This window comes from Herbidospora cretacea (assembly GCF_001570605.1).
Lineage (GTDB): Bacteria > Actinomycetota > Actinomycetes > Streptosporangiales > Streptosporangiaceae > Herbidospora > Herbidospora cretacea.
The window spans coordinates 103,955-126,055 of the sequence record NZ_BBXG01000018.1; the positions used below are offsets into that span (position 1 = coordinate 103,955).

General features: G+C 71.9%; 19 protein-coding genes. 14 read left to right on the forward strand and 5 right to left on the reverse strand.

Annotation, left to right across the window (positions count from 1 at the left end; genetic code table 11):
- Window positions 1–77: 77 nt before the first annotated feature.
- The 3 genes from AW270_RS28875 to AW270_RS28885 are packed head-to-tail and all read left to right on the forward strand — an operon-like array spanning window position 78 to window position 1,968.
- The gene (locus tag AW270_RS28875; RefSeq protein ID WP_061299272.1) at window positions 78–407 is read left to right on the forward strand and encodes a YciI family protein; all 330 of its coding nucleotides are present in this window, start codon (window positions 78–80) and stop codon (window positions 405–407) included.
- 4 nt (window positions 408–411) lie between these two features.
- Window positions 412–726 carry a YciI family protein gene (locus AW270_RS28880; protein WP_061299273.1) on the forward strand — a complete coding sequence of 105 codons (315 nt, stop codon included), beginning with the start codon at window positions 412–414 and terminating at the stop codon, window positions 724–726.
- A 3-nt stretch (window positions 727–729) separates the two neighbouring features.
- Window positions 730–1,968 (forward strand): RNA polymerase sigma factor, encoded by a 1,239-nt coding sequence (locus AW270_RS28885; protein ID WP_061299274.1) that lies wholly within the window; start codon window positions 730–732, stop codon window positions 1,966–1,968.
- On the opposite strand, the gene AW270_RS28890 is transcribed toward AW270_RS28885, so the two are convergent.
- A complete protein-coding gene (locus AW270_RS28890) occupies window positions 1,965–2,828 on the reverse strand; it encodes an NAD(+)/NADH kinase (RefSeq protein ID WP_157522769.1) in 864 nt (287 codons plus the stop codon). The two genes, AW270_RS28885 and AW270_RS28890, sit on opposite strands and share 4 nt — an antisense overlap.
- Window positions 2,829–2,871: 43 nt before the next feature.
- On the opposite strand from AW270_RS28890, the gene AW270_RS28895 reads away from it, so the two are divergent.
- Together AW270_RS28895 and AW270_RS28900 are read left to right on the forward strand one after the other, a co-directional pair.
- Complete coding sequence (locus AW270_RS28895; RefSeq protein WP_061299275.1) at window positions 2,872–3,489, forward strand: nucleoside/nucleotide kinase family protein; 618 nt, start codon at window positions 2,872–2,874, stop codon at window positions 3,487–3,489.
- Complete coding sequence (locus AW270_RS28900) at window positions 3,486–3,944, forward strand: peroxiredoxin (protein WP_061299276.1); 459 nt, start codon at window positions 3,486–3,488, stop codon at window positions 3,942–3,944. The genes AW270_RS28895 and AW270_RS28900 overlap by 4 nt, the downstream gene beginning before the upstream one ends.
- Here the strand turns inward: AW270_RS28900 and AW270_RS28905 are convergent.
- Entirely contained in the window at window positions 3,928–4,371 is a 444-nt protein-coding gene (locus AW270_RS28905; protein WP_061299277.1) for a hypothetical protein, read from the reverse strand. The two genes, AW270_RS28900 and AW270_RS28905, sit on opposite strands and share 17 nt — an antisense overlap.
- An 18-nt stretch (window positions 4,372–4,389) precedes the next feature.
- On the opposite strand from AW270_RS28905, the gene AW270_RS28910 reads away from it, so the two are divergent.
- The 9 genes from AW270_RS28910 (at window position 4,390) to AW270_RS28945 (ending at window position 16,958) form a co-directional block, all read left to right on the forward strand.
- Entirely contained in the window at window positions 4,390–5,001 is a 612-nt protein-coding gene (locus tag AW270_RS28910) for a DUF998 domain-containing protein (protein WP_061299278.1), read from the forward strand.
- Between the two features lie 145 nt (window positions 5,002–5,146).
- Window positions 5,147–5,656, forward strand: a complete 510-nt coding sequence (locus AW270_RS28915) for a hypothetical protein (protein ID WP_061299279.1) — start codon at window positions 5,147–5,149, stop codon at window positions 5,654–5,656.
- Window positions 5,657–5,658: 2 nt separating this feature from the next.
- Window positions 5,659–7,668, forward strand: a complete 2,010-nt coding sequence (locus AW270_RS28920; protein WP_061299280.1) for a flotillin family protein — start codon at window positions 5,659–5,661, stop codon at window positions 7,666–7,668.
- On the forward strand, window positions 7,665–12,350 hold the full coding sequence (locus AW270_RS28925) for a DNA repair ATPase (RefSeq protein WP_061299281.1): 4,686 nt from the start codon (window positions 7,665–7,667) through the stop codon (window positions 12,348–12,350). The genes AW270_RS28920 and AW270_RS28925 overlap by 4 nt, the downstream gene beginning before the upstream one ends.
- Window positions 12,351–12,427: 77 nt before the next feature.
- Entirely contained in the window at window positions 12,428–12,607 is a 180-nt protein-coding gene (locus AW270_RS39130; protein WP_157522772.1) for a hypothetical protein, read from the forward strand.
- A gap of 9 nt (window positions 12,608–12,616) precedes the next feature.
- Complete coding sequence (locus tag AW270_RS28930; RefSeq protein ID WP_061299282.1) at window positions 12,617–13,636, forward strand: LLM class flavin-dependent oxidoreductase; 1,020 nt, start codon at window positions 12,617–12,619, stop codon at window positions 13,634–13,636.
- Between the two features lie 101 nt (window positions 13,637–13,737).
- Window positions 13,738–14,268, forward strand: coding sequence for a hypothetical protein (locus tag AW270_RS28935; RefSeq protein ID WP_082801907.1), 531 nt, complete (start codon window positions 13,738–13,740; stop codon window positions 14,266–14,268).
- 18 nt (window positions 14,269–14,286) lie between these two features.
- Window positions 14,287–15,972: an HAD family hydrolase gene (locus AW270_RS28940; protein ID WP_061299283.1), complete on the forward strand. Its 1,686-nt coding sequence runs from the start codon at window positions 14,287–14,289 to the stop codon at window positions 15,970–15,972.
- Window positions 15,973–15,992: 20 nt separating this feature from the next.
- A complete protein-coding gene (locus tag AW270_RS28945) occupies window positions 15,993–16,958 on the forward strand; it encodes an NAD(P)H-dependent flavin oxidoreductase (protein ID WP_061299284.1) in 966 nt (321 codons plus the stop codon).
- A 2-nt stretch (window positions 16,959–16,960) separates the two neighbouring features.
- Here the strand turns inward: AW270_RS28945 and AW270_RS28950 are convergent, their stop codons facing one another.
- The 3 genes from AW270_RS28950 to AW270_RS28960 are packed head-to-tail and all read right to left on the reverse strand — an operon-like array spanning window position 16,961 to window position 22,046.
- Window positions 16,961–17,998: a DUF2293 domain-containing protein gene (locus AW270_RS28950; protein WP_061299285.1), complete on the reverse strand. Its 1,038-nt coding sequence runs from the start codon at window positions 17,996–17,998 to the stop codon at window positions 16,961–16,963.
- Window positions 17,995–18,864, reverse strand: coding sequence for a serine hydrolase (locus AW270_RS28955; protein WP_218009377.1), 870 nt, complete (start codon window positions 18,862–18,864; stop codon window positions 17,995–17,997). The genes AW270_RS28950 and AW270_RS28955 overlap by 4 nt, the downstream gene beginning before the upstream one ends.
- Window positions 18,865–18,869: 5 nt before the next feature.
- Complete coding sequence (locus AW270_RS28960) at window positions 18,870–22,046, reverse strand: S41 family peptidase (RefSeq protein ID WP_061299287.1); 3,177 nt, start codon at window positions 22,044–22,046, stop codon at window positions 18,870–18,872.
- Window positions 22,047–22,101: the final 55 nt, after the last annotated feature.

A 22,101-nucleotide genomic window follows, 5' to 3' on the forward strand; every position in this document is an offset into this window, starting at 1 on the left:
TTTCTGGTCGGGGTGTCCATCCGGGCGGAGGCCGTTCGTCGTCATCCCGTACGACCTCACGAGACAAGGAAATCGACATGAAGTACATGTTCCTGATCTACGCCACCGGTGAAGAAGGCGGCGAGGGCGACTTCCAGGCCTGGATGGACTACGACAAGTCGATCCGCGAGTCCGGCCACTACGTCACCGGCGAGGCCCTCTCCGACCCGGGCGGCGAGGCCACCATCGTCCGGACGGTCGGCGGCGAGCACGTCTTCACCGACGGCCCGTTCGCCGAGGGCCGGGAGGTGCTCGGCGGCATCTACGTCGTCGACGTCCCCGACCTGGAGACGGCCAAGGAGTGGGCGGCCCGCTGCCCCGGTTCGTCGGAGGGCGTCGTCGTCATCCGCCCGGTCGCCCAGTTCTGATCCGGTGAAGTACCTGCTGCTGATCCACGGCTCGGGCGGTGGCGCCGTCCAGGACTGGCTGGACTACGCCAGGGCGGTGCGCGAGGCCGGGATCCTCGTCGCCGGTGAGGCGCCGGCCGACCCGTCGCTGGCCACCTCGGTCACGGTCGGCGCGGGCGGCGAGCGCGTCGTGACCGACGGCCCCGAGGACCGCGAGGCGCTCAGCGGCTTCTACGTCATCGACGTGCCCGACCTCGACGCCGCCACCGACTGGGCGGCCCGCTGCCCCGGCGCCCGCGGCGGCACCGTGGTGGTCCGCCCGGTCGCCGAGTACGCCTGACCTATGACGGGTGACGTCGGCGCCTCGGTCGAGGCGATCTTCCGCGAGGAGCGCGGCCGTCTGCTGGCCGCGCTCGTCCGGCGGTTCGGCGATCTCGACCTGGCCGAGGAGGTGACCTCCGAGGCCATCGAGGCGGCCCTGCTCAAGTGGCCGGTCGACGGGGTCCCGGCCAGCCCGGGGGCCTGGCTGATGACCACCGCCCGCCGCCGCGCCGTCGACCGGCTCCGCCGCGACAAGGCGTACGCCGCCCGGCTCGCCCTCCTCCAGGTGGAGGCCGACCGGGCGGCCCCGGCCGATCCCGGCGCCGACGGCGGCCTGCCCGACGAGCGGCTCCGCCTGTTCTTCACCTGCGCCCACCCGGCGCTCCCCGAGGTGGACCGGGGTGCGCTGACGCTGCGCTACCTGGCCGGCCTGACGACCGTGGAGGTGGCGCGGGCCTATCTCGTGCCGGTGGAGACCATGGCGAAACGCCTGGTCAGGGCCAAGAAGAAGATCAGCGGGGCGCGGATCCCGTTCCGCGTGCCGGAGCCGCGCGAACTGCCCGGCCGTCTCCCCGGCGTCCTGCGGGCCGTCTACTCGATCTTCACCGAGGGCTACGCCGCCAGCGCCGGCCCCGACCTGCTCCGCCACGACCTGGCCGAGGAGGCGCTGCGCCTGGGCCGCATCCTGCACCGGCTCCTCCCGGCGGAACGCGAGGTCACCGGCCTGCTGGCGCTGATGCTCCTCACCCACGCCCGCCGCGCCGCCCGCACCGGCCCCGAGGGGGAACTCGTCCTCCTGGAGGACCAGGACCGCTCGCGGTGGGACCGCGCCATGATCGACGAAGGCGAACCCCTGGTCGTGCGGGCCCTGACCGGCGGCCCGCCCGGCCCCTACGGCGTCCAGGCCGCCATCGCCGCCCTCCACTCCACGGCCGCCGACGCGGCCTCGACCGACTGGCCGCAGATCGTCCACCTGTACGACGTCCTCCGGTCGCTGACGCCCTCACCCGTGGTCGACCTCAACCGCGCGGTCGCGATCGCGATGCGCGACGGCCCGCAAGCGGGCCTGACCCTGCTCGACGCCCTCGCCGGGGAGCCCCGCCTGCGCGGCCTGCACGTCTACCCGGCGGCCAGGGCCGAACTGCTGCGGCGGCTGGGCCGGCTGCCCGAGGCGGCCGAGGCGTTCCGCGAGGCGCTGGGCCTGGCCGGCAGCGAACCGGAACGCCGCCACCTGCGGGCCCGCCTGGACGAACTGCCCTAGTCGACCTCGGCGCTGCCGTTGACCCGCAGTTTCCGCCGGGCCCGCTCGTAGAAGGTCGTCGCCCCCAGCCGCACCACCCGGGCCGCCGCCCGGACCGCCGTGACGGTGATCCGGTCGCCGGGGGAGAGGTGCCCGAAGATCGTCCCGTCGACCTCGACGGCGATGTGCCCGCTGGTCGGCAGCACTTCGAGGGTCACCTCCTCGTCGGCCGACAGCACGAGCGCCCGGTTGAACGTGGAGTGTGCCGCCGCCGGAACGACCAGGAACCCCTCGACGTTGGGCGACACGATCGGTCCACCGGCCGAGAAGCTGTAGGCCGTGGACCCGGTCGCCGTCGCCACGATCACCGCGTCGGCCGCCAGCCGCACGAACGGATGCCCCGCCACCGACACCGACACGGCCGCCATCCCGTCACCCGGATGCCGGACGAGCGCGATGTCGTTGAACGCCAGCACCTCGCCGTCGGCCGGAAGCCGCGTCGTGACCGCCATCCGAGCCTCGACCTGATGGGCGTGGGCGTCGATGGTGGACAGCGCGGGCGGCAGCTCCTCGACGTCGATCTCGGCCAGGAACCCGAGCTTCCCCAGGTTGACCCCGAGCACCGGCGTCGGCAGCCCCGCGATCAGCCGCATCGCCCGCAGCATGGTCCCGTCGCCGCCGAGGCTGACCATGAGATCGGACCGCGCGGCCAGCTCGGCGGGCCCCACGGGCAGCGCGGTGCAGTCGATCCGCCCGACCTCCTCGGGCAGCCCCAGCACCGTCACCCCCCGATGCCGGGCCCACTCGATGATCGTGTCGATGGCCTCTTTGGAGTCCCGGCGCGGATGCAGCACCAGCCCGACCGTCTTCACCATGCCCATGCCGCCCACTGTAGATCGCACCTCCCCCGGGCATGATGGGCGGATGGGTGTGCGGCCGATCTCTGTCGACGGGCTCGCCGGGGAGTTGGCCGAGGCGATCTCGCAGCGTTCCGGTTGGGTGAGGGTGGCCGTCGACGGGGCCGACGCCGCGCGGCCGTGGGAGCTGGCCGATCGGGTCGCGGAGAGGCTGCGGGTCCGGCGCCACGTGCTCAGGGTGTCGGCGAAGGACTTCCTGCGGGCCGCCTCGCTCCGCTACGAGTTCGGCAGACAGGATCCCGACTCCTACTACGACGGCTGGCTCGACGTGAAGGGGCTGACCCGGGAGGTCCTCGCGCCGCTGGAACCCGGGGGGACCGGGCGGGTCGTCCCCTCTTTGTGGGACGCGGAGAAGGACCGGGCCACCCGTGCGCCTTATCAGGTCCTGCCGCCGGACGCCGTTGTCATCCTCGACGGGCCGCTGCTGCTCGGGCAGGGGCTGCCGCTCGACTTCTCCGTCCACCTGAGTCTGTCGGCGGGGGCGCTGCGCAGGCGTACGGAGGAGCAGTGGACGCTGCCCGCGTTCGAGCGGTATCTCAGCGAGGTGCGGCCGCAGGATTGGGCGGATGTGGTGGTTCGGGCGGATGATGCGCGACATCCCGCACTGGTAGAAAGTGATCCATGAATATCGGTGAACTCGTCGCGGACTTCGCGCTTCCCGACGAGAACGGGGAGACCCGTCGCCTCAGCGAATATCTCAAGGAAGGGCCGGTCGTGCTCTTCTTCTACCCGGCCGCCATGACCTCCGGATGCACCGCCGAGACCTGCTATTTCCGTGACCTCGCCGCCGAATTCAAGGCCCTTGGAGCGGTCCGGGTCGGGATCAGCAAAGACCGGCCGAAGCGGCAGAAGATGTTCGCCGAGGCCAACCGGCTCGACTACCCGCTGCTGTCCGACGCCGACGGGGTGGTGGCCAAGCAGATGGGCGTGCGCCGCTCGGTCGCCGTCGGGCCGTTCGTCACCCGGCGGATGACCTTCGTCATCGGCGCCGACTTCCGGCTGATCGACGTCGTCCACAACGAGGTCACCATGACCGAGCACGCCGACCGGGCGCTCAAGGCCCTCAGGGATAGAGCCTGACGCGGTCGTCGACGTCGAAATCGAGCTCTCCGTCGAGTGGGGCGTCGAGGGCCAGGGTCACGGTCCACTGTTCGTAGTACCACTCCAGGCTGTGGCCGCTGAAGCGGAAGTTGGCCCGATAGCGGGCCCGCCCGCCGGGGGCCAGGGTGAACAGCGGGACCTGCCGCCGGTTCCTCGGGTAGGAGGCGAACACGCCGGCCCGGGAGACCCGGCCGCCGGGTTCGACGCGCAGGCCCGCGACCGTGGCGGGCAGGGTGAGCTCGCGGAGGCGTTCGGACCAGGGCGAGGCGACCACGTCGTGGAAGACGGCCTCTCCCGTGCAGGCCGGCAGCGGCACCCGATCCGGCAGCGACCCCCGCAGCGTGGCCGCGGCCGCACCGCGGCCGGCCTTGGACCAGCGAGTCACCACCCGCTGCACCACGAGCATGGTGGCATTTTAGAGAGCATGCGCGTTCCCGCCCAGGCCGGACTCGGGGCCATCTTCGTGGCCGCCGCCGCCATTCTCACGCTGGAGTTCTCCTCGGGCATCGACCTGGCCCGCCGGACCATCAGCGAACACCAGCTGGGGGAGTACGGCTGGCTGTTCGCCGTCTCGGTGGTGCTGATCGCCGCAGGGTCGCTCGGCATCGGGGTGACGCTGATGGCCCAGGGCCGGAACCGCCTTGGCGTCGTGGCGCTGTTCGGGTGGAGTCTCGGGCTGCTGATCGTGGCGACGTTCCCCAAGCACAACTGGGCTCTCGGGCCGTCCGTCGAGGGGTCGATCCACCGGGCGGGGAGTGCGCTGGCGTTCGTGTGCCTGCCGGTGGCCGTCATCCTGCTGGCCCGCCCCTGGCAGGACACCTTCGCCAGGGTGGCCGCCGTCCTCGGGTTCGGGGCCGTCGTGTGGATCGCCGGGATCGTGCTGGTGGCGTACACCGCGGCCCGCGACGGGATCCCGTGGTGGCGGGCCATGCCGGTCGGGCTCGGGGCGGTCGAGCGGGGGCTGGTGTTCACCGAGATGGCCGCGCTCGCGGCGTTGGGGATTTGGGCCGTCGCCAAGCAGGGGCGTACGGCATAAATGAGCCTATTCCCTTGGAACTCCCGCTGGTAGATTCCACGTTTGCAAGAGGGGGAACGGCGCAATTGCGGTTCTTTGCGGCAGATTCACAACGCGAGCCACGGCCGGCCTTCGGCCGTCCGCGTCTCGCTCTAGGGGACACAAGTTGCGCGATTTTCTGGACGCCGCCTTGGGATTTCCGGCCGTCCTGTTCAGCTTCGCGCTGATCGTCGTCATCGGATACTGGCTGCTCGTCGCCGCCGGTGTGCTCGACCTCGACGGTCTTCCGGCGCCGGCGATCTCGGCGTTCGTCGCGGTCGGGTGGTTCGCCGCGCTGGCCGGGTCGGTGCTCGTCCCCGCGCCGGGGCCGGTCGTCCTGGCCGGGGCGCTCGTCGTGGGGTTCGGCGCCGCCGCTCTGGTGCGCCGCCTCACGCCCGCACCCGAGAAGGTGCCCTCGCGGCACGACTTCGTCGGGCAGATGTGCGTCATCAGGACACAGTCGGTCTCCACCGACTTCGGTCAGGCCGAGGTGCGCGCCGAGGACGGCTCGACCGCGGTCATCCAGGTGCGTCAGACGGGCACCGACAGCTTCCGCGCGGGCGGGGCCGCGCTGATCTTCCAGTACGACCCGGACGGTGAGTTCTTCTGGGTCATGCCATACGAACGGGGATTGTGAACATGGACGTCATCTCTGCCGGAGCCGGAATACTCATCGCGGTCGTCCTGATCATCGCCATCGCGCTGGCGGTCGTGGTCAGCCGGTTGTTCAAGAAGGTCGAGCAGGGCAAGGCCCTCATCGTGTCGAAGGTGCGCCGGGTCGACGTCACCTTCACCGGTGCCGTGGTGTTACCGGTGCTGCACAAGGCCGAGTTCATGGACATCTCGGTCAAGACGATCGAGATCGAGCGGTCCGGCCACGAGGGCCTGATCTGCCGCGACAACATCCGGGCCGACATCAAGATCACCTTCTTCGTCCGGGTCAACAAGACCGCCGAGGACGTCGTGAAGGTCGCCCAGGCCATCGGCACCGCCCGCGCCAGCGACGAGACCACGCTCCAGGTCCTGTTCAACGCCAAGTTCTCCGAGGCGCTCAAGACCGTCGGCAAGCAGCTCGACTTCGTCGACCTCTACACACAGCGCGACGAGTTCCGCGACCAGATCATCCGGGTCATCGGCACCGACCTCAACGGCTATTCGCTGGAGGACGCGGCCATCGACTTCCTGGAGCAGACCCCGCTGTCCAGCCTCGACCCGGCCAACATCCTCGACGCGCAGGGCATCCGCAAGATCACCGAGCTGACGGCGATCGAGCACGTCCGCACCAACGAGTTCCAGCGCAACGAGGAGAAGGAGATCACCCGGCAGAACGTCGACGCCCGGGAGGCGATCCTGGAGCTGGAGCGCCGCCAGGCCGACGCCGAGATCAAGCAGAAGCGCGAGGTCGAGACCATGCGCGCCCGCGAGGAGGCCGAGATCTCCCGGGTGCGCGCCGAGGAGCGCCTCAAGGCCCAGGCCGCCGCCATCAAGACCGACGAGCAGCTCGGCGTCCAGAACGAGAACAAGGCCCGCGAGGTCGCGGTCGCCGAGAAGAACCGCGAGCGCGTGATCGCCATCGAGAGCGAGCGCATCGAGAAGGACCGCCTGCTGGAGGTCATCGCCCGCGAGCGGGAGACCGAGCTGTCGCGCATCGCCAAGGAGAAGGAGCTCGAGGTCGAGAAGCGCTCGATCGCCGAGGTCATGCGCGAGCGCATCGCCGTCGAGCGGACCGTCGCCGAGCAGGAGGAGAGCATCAAGCGCCTGCGCGTCGTCGAGGAGGCCGAGCGCACCCGCCAGTCGGTCATCATCGCCGCCGAGGCCGAGGCCCAGGAGCACCTGGTCAAGGACATCAAGGCCGCCGAGGCCGCCGAGGCCGCCTCGAAGTTCAAGGCCCGCGAGGCGCTCGTGCTGGCCGAGTCGCGCCAGCAGGCCGCCGAGCTCGACGCCCGTGCCAAGATCCGCCTCGCCGAGGGCGTGCAGGCCGAGGCCGCCGCGACCGGCCTGGCCGAGGTGCAGGTCAAGGAGCGCGAGGCCGCCGCGATCGAGAAGGTCGGCAAGGCCGAGGCGATCGTCGAACGCGAGAAGGCCCTGGCCTCTGCCGAGGGCACCCGCGAGCGCCTCAAGGCCGAGGCCGACGGCGAGCAGGCCAAGGCCGTGGCCGCCGCGATGATGGTCGGCGAGAAGCTCAAGGCCGAGGCCGAGGGCCTCACCGAGAAGGCCGCCGCGCTGGCCGCGATGTCCGACGCCTCGCGCGGGCACGAGGAGTACCGCCTGCGGCTGGAGGCCGAGAAGGAGATCCGCCTGGCCGGGGTCGAGGTGCACCGCAGGGTCGCCGAGGCGCAGGCCGAGGTCCTGTCGGCGGGCCTGGCCAAGGCCAACATCGACATCGTCGGCGGCGACAGCGTCTTCTTCGACAAGCTCGTCGGCGCGGTCAGCATGGGCAAGAGCGTCGACGGGTTCGTGGACAACTCCGAGGTCGCCCGCACCCTGGCCGAGCCCTACCTGAACGGCGACGCCAGCCTCACCGGCGACCTGGCCAAGATCGTGTCCGGGGTCGACTCGGGCGCCGTGCGCGACATGACGGTGTCGGCGTTCCTCGCCACCCTGATGAAGAACGGCGGCAGCCCGGCGATCACCCCGGTCGAGAAGTGACGGCGCTGGACGCCGGCACCTACGAGATCCTCCGCGCCCGGCTGGCCGAGCAGGCCAAAGCCCTCTCCGGCCGGGCCGAGGAGCTCAACGCCCGGCGCCTCGCGGTGTTCGGCGGGTCGGAGATGCGGCTGGTCGGGACCGAGCGCATCCGTACCGAGAACAACTGCGTCCCCCGGGACGCGGTCTCCGCCGGCGACACCATGATCTTCGGCTACAACGTGTTCATCGGCCTGCGGCCGCAGACCAGCGTGGCCGACGTGTTCTCCTTCCACCGGTTCTCCCGCGACGGGGACGCGTTCGCGTTCTCCGCCTCGGAGAGCGTCTTCGGCGACCCGGCCTTCGAGAAGGACTTCGCCGAGCTCTACCGGTATTACAAGGAGACCCGGCTGCTCCAGCTGCGGAAGATCGAGGGCAAGCTCCTGGCGATCTTCCAGACCGGGCCGCAGGACCTCCGGGTGCTGCGGTGGACGATGTCGGCCGACGGCGCCCTGTCCTATCTCGACTCGCGGGGCGAGCGGGACCACGTCCTGCCGCCCTCCCACGACTTCGAGTGGGCCGAGACGACCCGCGACGACCACGTCCTGGGGCGGCATCCGCACATCTCCATCGGCGGCGAGCTGTTCGTCGAGACCGTCGGCGGCGACCTGACCATCAAGGTCGAGAACAACACCGAGACGGGCGAGGGCGTCTACTCCGAGCCCGTGACCGAGCGGCTGCAGAGCCTGGCCGACGCCGACGTCCTGCACGCCCGGGTCGGGCCGCTGATCCTGCTGAAGATCCGGCCCTACAAGGAGACCGAGTGGCGTCACCTGGTCTTCAACACGCGGACGAAGTCGGTGACCCGGCTCGACGGGATCGGGCAGGCCTGCCAGCGGCTCCCCGAGGACCAGGGGATCATCTTCCCCGGCGGCTACTACCTGACGACCGGGGTCGCCAAGACGTTCGAGACCGACGTCGCGGCGCTGGAGTTCGAGCGGGTCATCCGGGGCGAGGAGGACGTGCTCTACGTCTTCCACGCGCGGGAGGAGGGGCGTTACCTCCTGCTTCCGTACAACGTGATCCGGAAGGAGGTCGCCAACCCGCTGCCCTGTCACGGCTATTCGCTGTTCGACGACGGCACGCTCGTGGTGTTCCGGGCGACCTCTGACGAGCCGTCCCGCGTGCACCCGATGCAGGTGTGGGACACCCCGTTCGCGGTCGAGTCGGCGACCCCCGTGGGCACCGGCCCGCTGGAGCGGATCGGCAACGGTGAGCTGGTCAGGGGCGTGTCCGACTGCCTGTCCGTGGCCCGGATGGTCGGCGAGATGGCGCCCGCGCAGGCCGTCTTCGAGGCGCTGATCGCGGCGTGCGACCGGATCGCCGACGCCTACCACTGGCTGGGCGAGCACGGCCTGCACGACCCGCTGACGGCGCTGCGCGGCACGGCCGAGCAGGTGCTCGACGAGTTCGAGAACGTGCAGCGCCTGACCGAGGACGCCGCCCGGGCCGTGGCCGAGGCGCGGGAGCGGATCTCCTCGATCACCTCCACCGGGGTCGCCCGGCTGGCGGACCTGCGCCGGGTCCAGGGCCACCTGGTGACCCTGCGGGAGCGCCGGTACGCCGACCTCGAAGCCCTCGACGCGCTCGACCGGACCGCTTCCGACCTGGTCGCCGAGACCGCCGCCCAGGTCCTCGCCGACCTGCAGCGCGACGACGCGTTCACCGGCTTCCACGCCTCGGTCGGCGCGCTCGCGGAAGAGGCGGAGGCGATCGCGACCGTGGCCGGCGCGGCGCCGCTGTCGGAGCGCCTGGCCGAGCAGTCCGACGGGCTGGAGACGCTCGTCGAGGTGGTCGGGACGCTGGAGGTCGAGGCGACCGCCCGTACCGTCATCCTGGAGAAGGTCGGCGCGGTCCTCGCCGAGATCAACCGGGTGCGGGCGACGCTCGACGCGCGGCGGCGGGAACTCCTCGCCTCCGAGGGCCGGGCCGAGTTCGCCGCCGAGTTCGGCCTGCTCGGCCAGGCGGTGACCGCCGGGCTGACCGGCGCGGACTCTCCGGAGAAGTGCGACGAGCGGCTGGGCCGTCTCCTGCTCCAGATCGAGGGACTGGAGTCCCGGTTCGGCGAGTTCGACGACTTCCTCGCGCAGCTCGAACGCAAACGGGAAGAGGTCTACGAGGCGTTCTCGGCCCGCAAGCAGACCCTTCTGGACGACCGGGCCCGCCGGGCCGACCGGCTCGCCGAGTCGGCCGACCGCCTGCTGGGCACGGTGCGGCGGCGCTCCTCGACGCTCGCCACTCTCGACGAGGTCAACGCCTACTTCGCCGCCGACCCGATGGTCGCGAAACTCCGCGCGGTCGCCTCTGACCTGCGCGAGCTCGGGGACTCCGTACGGGCCGACGAGCTCGACGGCCGGGTCAGGGCGGCCCGCCAGGAGGCCGGGCGAGCGCTCAGGGACCGGACCGACCTGTTCGACGGCGACACCGTCAAGCTCGGCCGCCACCGGTTCGCGATCAACACCCAGCCGCTCGACCTGACCCTCGTGCCCCACGAGGGGTCGCTGTCGTTCGCCGTCACGGGCACCGACTACCGGGCCCCGGTGACGGGGTTCGACGACACCAGGGGCTTCTGGGACCAGCTGCTCGTGTCGGAGACCCAGGAGGTCTACCGGGGCGAGTACCTGGCCGCCTCGCTGTTCCCCGTCGAGGGGGACGTCGCCGAGGCGGTCCGCCGGGCGGCGGAGTCGCGGTACGACGAGGGCTACGAGCGGGGCGTCCACGACCACGACGCGGTGAGGATCCTCGACGTGGTGACGCGGCTGCACGCCGGGGCGGGCCTGCTGCGGCACCTGCCGTCGGCCCGCGCCGCGGCGCAGTTCTTCTGGGCGTTCGGCCGTCCCTCCGAGACGTGGCAGGTCAGGGCGCAGTCCCTCACCCGCGCCCGGGAGCTGTTCGGCGGCGGCGAGGAGGCGCTGCGTGAGCTGGCCGCCGAACTGGCCGCGGCGATCGAGGCCCACGGCTGCTTCGAGGGCCCCGCGTCACTGGCCGCCGACTACCTGATCGAGGAGCTCGCCTCCGCGCCCACCGGCTTCGTCACCGCAGCGACGGCGCGCGCCTTCCTGGACGGCTTCCAGGAGGCTCTCGGCGCGGAACGCTTCGCCGCCTTCGAGGACGAGCTGTCGGCGCTGGACCTCCCGGCCCGCATCCAGCTCGCCCGCGCGTGGCTGGCCGCCTTCGGCAAGGGCGAGGTCTCACCCGAGGTCGTCGCGCTGCTCCTGTGCGACCTGCCCCGGTACGAGTCGGCGGCGTCGCTCGACGGGGTCGTCGAAGGCCTCCTCGGCGCGCACCCCCGGATCCAGGGCCGCTCGATGGAGCTGCGCCTCGACGAGTTCCTCGCCCGGACCCGGATCTTCCGGGCCGAGCGGGTGCCGGCCTACCGGGATTACCAGCGACGCCGGGGCGAGCTCGTCGTGGCCGAGAAGAAGCGCCTCCGCCTGGACGAATACCGCCCCAAGGTGATGGACTCCTTCGTCCGCAACCAGCTCATCGACCAGGTCTACCTGCCGCTGATCGGCGACAACCTGGCCAAGCAGCTCGACCACGGGATGGGCCTGCTGCTGCTGATCTCCCCGCCCGGATACGGCAAGACGACCCTGATGGAGTACGTGGCCAGCCGGCTCGGCCTGGTGTTCGTCAAGGTCAACGGCCCGGCCCTGGGCCACGAGGTCACCTCGGTCGACCCCGCCGACGCGCCCGACGCGACCTCGCGGTCGGAGGTGGAGAAGATCTCCTTCGCCCTGGAGATGGGCAGCAACGTGCTGCTCTACCTGGACGACATCCAGCACACCTCGCCCGAGCTGCTGCAGAAGTTCATCTCGCTCTGCGACGCCCAGCGGCGGATGGAGGGCGTCTGGAACGGCACGGCCCGGACCTACGACCTGCGGGGCAAGCGCTTCGCCGTCTGCATGGCGGGCAACCCGTACACCGAGTCGGGCCAGGTCTTCCGGGTGCCGGACATGCTGGCCAACCGGGCCGACGTGTGGAACCTCGGCGAGGTGCTCAGCGGCAAGGACGACCTGTTCGCGCTCAGCTACATCGAGAACGCGCTGACGGCCAACTCGGTCCTGGCGCCCGTGTCCGACCACGGCGAGGTCGAGAAGCTGGTCCGGCTCGCCCGGGGTGAGGGCAGCTCCGACCAGCTCGAACATCCCTACAGCGCGGTCGAGCTCGACCAGATCCTCAGCGTCCTGCGGAAGATGCTCCGCCTCCAGGAGGTGGTGCTGGCCAGCAACCGGGCCTACATCGCCTCGGCCGCCCAGTCGGACGCGAGCCGGACCGAGCCGCCGTTCCTGCTCCAGGGGTCGTACCGGAACATGAACAAGCTCGCCCAGCGGGTGGTGCCGGTGCTGACGGACGCGGAGCTGGAGGGCATCATCGACGACCACTACCTGGGCGAGGCGCAGACCCTCACCTCGGGGGCGGAGTCGAACCTGCTGAAACTGGCCGAGCTGCGGGGGGTGCTGACCGACGCGCAGAAGGTGCGGTGGGAAGAGGTCAAGGCCGCCTACCGGCGGGCCAGGGCGATGGGCGGCGAGGACGACGACCCGACCACCCGGACGGTCTCCGCCATCACCCACCTCAGCGACCAGCTCACCGGCGCGATCACCTCGCTGGGCGCGGATCGAGCCCGACCCGTGACCAACTGATGTCCAGCCCCCGCTGTCCAACCGAAACCACAAGGGGGCAGACGTTCGTGGCGCACCCCTTAACCGACGCGTAGCGGATGGCGTGGGCGCGGTCCTGCTTCAGCTCGGCCTGCGCGGCGATGCCGCTGAAGCTGTCCGGCGACGGGGCCGTGACACCGCCTCCGGCAGGAAGCACGCTGCCCAAGGGCACCTACGCCTACGCCACCTGCGGAGGCTGGACCCCGCGCTGCGATGATGGTGGCGCCGTGCCGATCTGAGGGGGAACCGTGCCGCCGACCTCGCGACCTTTGCGGAAGCTGGGCTTCCTGACCATCGGCCTGTTCGACGAGGCCGATCCCCGCCGGGGGCACGAGTCGACGCTGGAGATCATCGAGCTGGGCGAGCGGCTGGGGTTCGACAGCGTCTGGGTGCGCCACCGTCACCTGCAGTTCGGCATCTCCTCCCCGGTCGCCGTCCTGGCGGCGGCCTCCCAGCGGACCAGCCGCATCGAGCTCGGCACGGCCGTCATCCCCCTCGGGTGGGAGAACCCGCTGCGGCTGGCCGAGGACCTGGCGACCCTGGACCTCCTGTCCGGGGGACGCCTCAACCCCGGGGTGAGCGTCGGCCCTCCGATGCACTACGACGAGGTCAAGCAGGCGCTCTATCCTGACAGCGCCGACGTGGAGGACTTCTCCTACGAGCGGGTCCGGCGGCTGCTCGGCTTCGTCCGCGGCGAGAAGGCCACCGATTTCCACGGCGTCGAGGGCTTCGAGGTGTTCTCCGACCGGGTCCAGCCCCACTCACCCGGCCTGGGCTCCCGCCTCTGGTACGGCGGCGCCAGCCTGAGCTCGGCCAGGTGGGCCGGCGAGCACTCCATGAACTTCCTGACCAGCAGCGTTGTCAAGGCCGAGGAGTCGGAGGACTTCGCCGAGATCCAGCTGTCCCACATCCGCGCCTTCCGCGAGCGCCACCCCGACGGCGACCGCGCCCGCGTCTCCCAGGGCCTCGTCGTCATCCCCACCGACAGCGCGAGCCCGGAGCAGCGCGCCAAGTACCAGGAGTTCGCCGCCAAGCGCACCCCCCGAACGGCGACCCCGCAGGGCCCGGCCCGCCTGATGTTCGCCCCCGACCTCGTCGGCACCTCCGCCGAGATCGCCGAACGCCTCCACGCCCACGCCGCCTTCCAGGAGATCGACGAGGTCGCCTTCGCCCTCCCGTTCACCTTCGACCACGCCGACTACGTGCAGATTCTCACCGACATGGCCACCCACCTGGGCCCGGCCCTCGGCTGGCGGGCAGCGCCCTGACAGCCCGCACCGCCGACGAGATCCGCGGATACCTCCTCGACCAGCTCAACGCCGCCCTGCGCCGCCCCGGCCTGTACGGCGACGAATTCGTTCTCCAAACCATGCTCGACCACGTGGTCTACGCCGAAGGCAGGCAGGACGCGTGGGAGAAGGAGTGCGAGGCGATGCGCTCCCGCCACGCCTTCTGGCCCACCGGAGTGACCGGAGCGGTGCGGGACGTCCTGCCGGACACCGCCAGGTCGGACGATCACGTGGTGGCGTCGGTCTACGCGGAGTTCGTCAGGGCCCAGGGGTGGCTGCGGACCGATCGGCTGCTGACCGCCGGCGAGTACGCGTCCATGAGAGGAGCGCTGGCTCTGCGCGGCGGCGACCGGACGCTCAGCGACGTGCGGGACAGGTTCGGGCCGCCCTCCGCGCTCTTCGGCCCGAGAGATCCCCGTCACGGGAAGACCCTCGGCTACGCCACCGGCGACCCGGCCGACCCCATGGTCTTCTTCCACTTCTGGAACGGTGACGACTCGGCGTACGAGGAGGCGGTCCTGCTGGCCGCCCGCTGCGGCGCCGGCACGTTCAGGGACACCTTCACCCTCACTCCCGCCGGGGAACGCCGCAGGACGCTTCAGCTCCCGTAGTCAGGGCAGCCGGGAGGGATGCGCTTTCAAGCACTGGCCTGTGACTACGACGGCACCATCGCCACCGACGGGCGGGTCGACGACGCGACCGTCGAGGCGCTGGAGCGGCTGGCCCGGTCGGGTCGCCGCCTGATCCTGGTGACCGGACGGGATCTGGACACGCTCATCGACCTCTTCCCCCGTCTCGACCTGTTCGACCGGGTCGTGGCCGAGAACGGGGCGCTGCTCTACCGGCCCGAGGAGCAGGAGCGGGTCGTGCTCGCCGGGCCGCCGAGACCCGAGTTCGTCGAGCGGCTGCGGGAGCGCGGGGTCGATCCGGTCGACGTCGGGTCGGGGATCGTGGCGACCTGGAGGCCGCACGAGGCGACCGTGCTGGCGGTCATCCAGGAGATGGGGCTGGAGCTTCAGATCGTCTTCAACAAGGACGCCGTGATGGTCCTGCCCTCCGGGGTGAACAAGGCCACCGGCCTGAAGGCCGCCCTCGACGAGCTCAGCCTGTCGCCGCACAGCGTCGCCGGGGTCGGGGACGCGGAGAACGACCACGCCTTCCTGGCCGCGTGCGAGTGCGCGGTCGCGGTCGCCAACGCGGTGCCCGCGTTGAAGGAGACCTGCGACCTGGTGACCGAGGGCGAGCGCGGCGCGGGGGTAGTCGAGCTGGCCGGGTTGCTCGTCGAGGAGGACCTGGCGAGTGTGGTGCTGGACCGCCACGACATCCTCCTCGGCACGGCCGGTGACGACGACATCCACATCAGGGCCTACGGCGAACGCGTCCTGATCGCCGGGCCCTCCCACAGCGGCAAGTCGACCGCGGCGTCGGCGCTGGTGGAGCGCATCCAGGAGGCGGGCTACCAGATCTGCCTGATCGACCCCGAGGGAGACTACGCCGAGGGGCTCGGGGACGCCGTCGTCCTCGGCGACCCCGAACGGGGGCCCACCCACGACGAGGTGCTCAAGATCGTCGACGAGTCGTCGCGGAGCGTCGTGGTCAACCTGCTCGGCGTCCCGCTCGACGACCGGCCCGGCTACTTCGCCGAACTCCTCATGCGCCTGGCCGCCGTCTGGGCCCGGGTCGGCCGGCCGCACTGGCTGGTGATCGACGAGGCGCACCACATGGTCCCCGACGGGTTCCACCTGCAGTCGTCCGGGACGCTGGACGACGCCGGGTCGGTGCTGGCGATCACCGTCCACCCCGATTCGGTCAGCGAGCCGGTGCTGAACGAGTTCACCGCCGTCATCGCCGTCGGCGACGAGCCCGCCGGCGTCCTGGACGCCTTCAGCCAGACCGACCGCTGCGAGGTGCCCGGCTCCCTGGAGACGGGCGACCTGCTGCTCTGGCGGCCGGGCGACGACCCCGTCCACCTCACGCTCACCCCGTCGGAGGGGGAGCGCCGCCGTCACATCCGCAAGTACGCCGCCGGGACGCTGGGCGACGACTCCAGCTTCTACTTCCGCGGCCCGGACGACCGGCTGAACCTCAAGGCCGACAACCTCAACCTCTTCCTGCGGCTCGGCGAGGGCGTCGACGAGGAGACGTGGGAGTTCCACCGGGACAACGGCGACTACTCGCACTGGATGGCCGAGTGCGTCAAGGACGAGGAGCTGTCGGCCGCCGTCGCCGAGGTCGAGCGGTCGGGCGGGAGCGCCGAGGAGGGCAGGGCCAGGATCAGAGAACTGGTGGAGGAGCGCTACACGGCCCCCGAGTGACCCCGCGCGATGATGGCTCCATGGGATTGACGACGAGTTTCACGCAGTTGCTCGGGGTGCGCCACCCGATCGTGTCGGCGCCGATGGCCGGGTCGGCCGGAGGGGCGCTGGCGGCGGCGGTGTCCCGGGGCGGCGGCTTCGGGTTCGTGGGCGGCGGGCTGGGCGACCGGGCGTGGCTCGAACGGGAGCTGCCGATCGTCGCCCACAGCACCCGTGAGCCGTGGGGCGTCGGGTTCCTCTGCTGGGCGGCCGACGTCGCGGCGGTCGAGCAGGCGCTGGAGTTCGACCCGGCGGCGATCATGCTCGCGTTCGGCGACCCCACGCCGTTCCTCCAGCCGATCCGGCGCTCCGACACCCTGCTGATGATCCAGGTCACCGACCTGGCCGAGGCCCGGCAGGCGCTGGACGTCGGCGCCGACGTCATCGTGGTCCAGGGCACCGAGAGCGGTGGCCACGGCGCGCGCCGGGGCCGGTCGACGCTGCCGTTCGTGCCGGTCGTGGCCGACATGGCGGGCCCCACGCCGGTGCTGGCCGCCGGGGGCATCGCCGACGGCCGGGGCGTGGCCGCCTCGCTCGTGCTCGGCGCGGCCGGGGCGCTGCTCGGGACCCGCTTCCAGGCGACCGTGGAGGCGCTGGCCGACCCCGCCGTCACCCGCGCGATCGTCGAGGGCCAGGGCGAGCACACCGAGCGCAGCAGCGTCCTGGACATCGCCCGGGGCTCCGACTGGCCCGGCAAGTACGACGGCCGCAGCCTCGCCCACCCGTTCATCGACCGCTGGCGCGGCCGCGAGGACGAGTTCGCCGCCGACCCCCAGGCCGCCAGGCGGTCGCGCGAGGAGATGGCCGGGGGAGCCGTCCCGCCGATCGTCTGGGCGGGCGAGGCCGTCGACCTCATCGCCGACCTGCCCTCGGCCGAGGACCTCGTCGCGACGCTGGCCGCCCAGGCCGAACAGGCCTTCGACCGGGTCCGCCCGATAAGGGACTGACCTCATCCCGCCGCTCGCCACGACGTCAGCACCGCGTCGATGCGGTCCTTGATCTGGGCGCGGGCGGTCATCCGGGGGACGCCCTTCATCAGCAGTTCGTCGTAGGCCGTGTCGATGTGCCGGACCGACGCCACCACGGCCAGGGTGATCGCCGACTCGTCGAGCACCTTCGCGGCGGAGGTCCGGCCCACCCGGCCGCTGCCGCGCAGGGCCGCGTGGGCGGCGATGTCGTCGGCCCGGGGGCAGCCGGGGAACAGGCGGAGGATCTCGGCGGCCATCCGCGCGTGGAACTCGACGTCCTGGCCGGCCCGGCGTTCCGCGTCGCGGGCGCGGCGGCGGGTGCGGACCTCCTCGTCCTCCAGGCAGAGCTCCTCGGCGCGGGCGAGGGCGGCCTCCTCGACGAGGACGCCGCGCCGTTCGAAGCGCTTGCGGCGGGCGTTGTACTCGACGACCACGGCCGACAGGCCGCTCTCCTTCTTGGCCCGGCGGCTCAGGGCCGCGTTCCCCGCCGGGAGCATGACCAGATGGTCCATGTCGGCGCAGGTCAGGCAGTAGGGAGAGGCGTCTTCCATGATCAGGTAGGGGCCGGTGTCGCGGCAGCCGGCGCAGCGCCACGGCTCCTGCGGGACCAGCACGCGCAGGTCCGGCGGGCGGTTCTGGGCCTCGGCCAGGCGGCGGCGGCTCGCGTCGGACATCGCCGGGCTGATCCACTGGCGGCAGAAGGCGCGCTCCTGCTCCTCGGAGCCGTTCCGGGTGAACCGGAGGGCCGAGCGGTCGCGGCTGCCGGAGACGTAGGCCGTCTCACCGGCGATCAGGCCCCGGTCGCCCGCCCATTCGGCCAGCAGCGCGGCCGCGTCGGTCATCCGGGCGGCGTCGACGGCGGCCAGTTCCTCCAGCGACCCGGCGCGGCCTTGCCGCCAGCTCTCGACGTGGCGGGTGTGCACCCAGCGCAGGCCGGTGAGCACGTCGACGACGGTGACGTATTTGCGGGTCGCCAGTGCGATCTCGGCCGCCTCCGCGACCCGTCGTCCCAGTCTCATCGGGCGAGTGCCGCCCGGTGGACGTCCCGGGCCAGCCGGGTGATCTTCGTGACGGAGTCGGACCAGCGGGAGGTCTGGGTGGTCAGGACGACCTCGATGTAGCGGTCGCCCTGGCCGACCACGCCGGTCGTGTGGAGCACCGCGTTCCGGAAGTCGACCGGGGAGGGCGCGGTGTAGGAGGCCGCCGCGCCGTTGCCCTTGCAGCGGACCGGCGGGACCGAGCCGTAACCCGACCAGCCCTGCTTGACCGCCCACGGCTTGGCGACGCCGCGCGGGATGCCGAAGTACTGGTCGAAGCCGTCGCTCCCGCACGGGCCCGCCTGCCGCAGCTGGCCCATGATCGTGTCCCGGACGGCCGGCGAGGCCTGCTCAAGGATGTAGTGGTAGACCTTGGCGATGTCGAGCGCGCTGATCGCGGTGTAGCCCCAGAAGCCGGGCTGATGCGCCGGGGGCGGCCCCGAGTCGGCCAGCTTCAGCTTCTTCGCGACCCGCTGGACGATCTTGCCCTGCCCCCCGAGCGTCCACAGCCGCGTCGCCGCGTTGTCGTCGCTGACCCGCAGCATCGGCCTGATCAGCGCCAGGTTCGGCTTCTTCACCCGCTCCAGGTGATCGATCGCGATCATGAGCTTCACGACCGACGCCGAGCGGAACCGCTTGTGGACGTTGCGGCTGACCGTCACCTTCTTCTTCCGCCGGTCGTACACGACATAGCCGGTGGTCACCCCGGAGGGCACCATGACAGGCTTCGGCGCGGTTTTCGCGGGCGCCGCCTTCTCGACCGCCGTCTTCACGGCCGTCGCCTGGGGGGCGGGCACGGCGGAGCAGGCGGTCAGCAAGAGCAGGGATACGAGTAGCAGGCGCGGCACCCGGCCTACGCTAGCCGACCTCGGCCACGGCGATCGTCGGTTTCCCGCCAGGCGGCCACCCGGGGGGGCAGCGTCGGCACCACCCGGCGGGGCCGGTCGGCCGGGTCGGCGGTGTGGGCGGGGGACCGGCCGAGACACTCCACGGCGATCTCGACGGCCCGTTCGAGCTGGGCGTCGACGCCCATCGCGTACTCCTGCGGGGTGATGTCGACCTCCACGTCGGGGTCGGCGCCGTAGTTCTCCACCCGCCAGCCGACGTCGTCGAAGGCGAAGGAGAACTCGGGCTGCGTGGTCAGCGTCCCGTCGGCCAGGCGGTGGCGGGGCCACACCCCGACCACCCCGCCCCACGTGCGCCTGCCGACCAGCGTCCCCAGCCCGAGCAGCTTGAAGGTGTGGCAGAAGATGTCCCCGTCCGACCCGGCCCACTCGTTGGTCAGGCCGACGATCGGGCCGCGCGGCGACTCGTCGGGATAGGGCGCCGGGACGCCCCAGCGCGGGAAGTCGTAGCCGAGCCGCCGCCGCGACAGCTTCTCCAGGAGCAGCGCCGACACGTTGCCCCCGCCGTTGAAGCGGACGTCGACGATGAGCGCCTCCCGGTCGTACTCGGTCAGGAAGCCCCGGTGGAACTCGGCGAAGCCCTCGGGGCCCATGTCGGGGACGTGCACGTAGCCGACCCGGCCGCCGGTGTGCTCGTGGACGAGCCGGCGGTTGGCGTTCACCCAGTCGCGGTAGCGGGCGGGCTGTTCGTCGGCGATGGCCCGGACGACCACGAGATGGCATTCGCCGTCGCGCTCGACGGTGAGCTCGACCTCCTCGTCGGCCAGGTTCACCAGCAGCCGCCCGGGTGAGGCGTCCGGGCCGACGGGGACGCCGTTGACGGCGGTGACGACGTCGCCCGGCCGGACGTCGACCCCCAGCCGGTTGAGCGGGGAGGTCGCGGCCGGGTCCCACGGGTCGCCGGCGACGACGCGGCCGATGACGTAGCGGCCGTCCGCGTGGAGCCAGTCGACGCCGAGCTTGCCCTGCCAGTAGTGGGGGCGGTCGCGGTACTCGCCGCCCGACTCGAAGGCGTGGGAGGTGCCGAGTTCGCCCAGCAACTCCCAGAGCAGGTCGGAGAACTCGCCCCGGGTGCCGACCCGGTCGACCAGGGGGAGGTAGCGGGCGTAGACGCCGTCCCAGTCGATGCCGGCCATGTCCTCGTCCCAGAAGTTTTCCCGCTGGAGCCGCCACGCCTCGCGGAACATCTGCCGCCACTCGGCCTCGGGCGCGACCGACACCTTCACCCGGTCGAGGTCGATCCAGCCGTCGTTGCGGTCGGTCTCGTCGTCGTCCGGCGGCGACTCCCCGGCCTTGACCACCCGCAGGCGGTCGTCGTCGGCGCGGTAGAGCAGGGTCGTGTGGTCGCGGCCGAGGACGAAGTCGGCCACGTCGGAGACGAGCTCCTCGGCCTTCTGCTTGGCGAAGTCGTAACAGTGCAGGGTCGAGCCCCGGTCGCCGACGACCGGGGTCGTGGTGTAGATGACCTTGCCCTTCAGCCCGGCGATCCGGTGGTAGCGGTTCTCCTCGACCGGGAAGGCCACGATCCGTCGCGGCAGCCCCGCCACGTGGATCTCGAAGTCCTCCTCGACGTCGTCCTCGTGGTCGAGCGGCCGGGGCTCCGGGACGAACGGCGACCCGACCCCCTCGCGCAGCGCGACGGCGTAGGGGCGGGTGCCCATCGGGAAGCCCAGGTCGAACTGGAGCTCGTCGTAGACCGGGTTGAACACCCGCTGCCCGATGAAATAGAGGTAGCGCCCCTCCGGGTCGAACGCGGGCCGCCGGTCGACCAGCACCGGGTCGGTGGCGGGGGCGATCTCGCCGGTCTCGGCGTTGAACAGCTTGATGATCGTCGTCTGCCGGGCCACCGGGCACGCGTACGCCAGCCAGGCGCCGTCCGGCGACCACGCCGGGTCCTCGATGGCGCCGAACGGGCTGGCCTCCACCTCGGTCACCGTCGCGCCGTCGTCGTGGAGCTCGACGACCAGCAGCTCGTTGCGGTGGTTGGTGACGGCGATCCGGTCGCCTTTGGGGGAGACCTCCAGCGCGGTGACGCGGCCGGTGTCGGCGGCGTCGAGGCGGAAGGGGTCGTCGTGCTCGCGCGACAGGACCACGAGGACCTCGCGGTCGCCGTCGTCGCTGGCCGCCGCGACCAGGCGTTCGCCGTCGTCGTCGAGCCAGGTCAGGAACCGGTAGCGGACGCCGTCGGGCTCGCCGTGCTGGAGGACCGGGCCCTCCCAGCAGGCGAACGAGAACGCCTTGCCCCGGGTCGTGACGGCCAGCCGCGAGCCGTCGGGGCTGAGGGTGGCGCTGTCGAGGTAGTGGGAGGCCGGCACGAACCGGCGGTTGCGCTGGGTCAGCGAGCTGCCGAGGCGCACGTCGATCGGCCAGGGCTCGTCGGCCTCGGGGTCGAGCAGGTAGAGCTCCGCGCCGCAGTGGTAGACCAGCCGCCGCCCGTCGGAGGACAGATTGCGGGCGTAGTAGTCGCCGTGGTCGGTGTGCCGCCGCAGGTCGCCGCCGTCGGGGGAGCACGAGTAGACGTTCCCGACGCCCTCGTGGTCGGACAGGAAGAAGACGCGGTCGCCCACCCAGCACGGCGAGGCGAGGTTGCCGGGCAGCGCGATGAGGCGGCGGAACCGGCGCGCGCCGATCCACAGGTCGCCGACCGTGCCGCCGCGATAGCGCTTCCAGCGGGCCGGGTCGGAGGTGTTGCGGCCCAGCACGATCCCGCCGGGGCCGTAGGTGATCGCGGAGGCGGGGCCGTAGGGCAGCGGTTCGGGCACGCCGCCCGGGACCACCCGGTGCAGCCAGCGGTAGCCGTGGAAGGGCTGGCCCTCGTCGCTGGTGTAGACGATCGCGCCGTGCGGGTCCCAGCCGGTGACCTGGCAGTCGGCGCCGTGGAAGGTGAGGCGTTCGGCGGCGCCGCCGTCCGCCGGCATGACGTAGACCTCCTCGGGCCCTTCTTCACGGCCGACGAAGGCGATCTGGGTGCCGTCGGGGGACAGCCGGGGATAGGCGGCCTCGGCCACCCCGGCGGTCAGGCGGAAGGCGCGGCCGCCGTCGGCGTGGACCATCCAGAGGTCGTCCTCGGCGGCGAACACCACCACGTCGCGGAAGATCGTGGGAAAGCGCAGATATCCAGCCATCTGGGTTCTCCCTACCGGAAACAGGCCCGGGGAACGGGTCGCCCCCTTCCCCGGG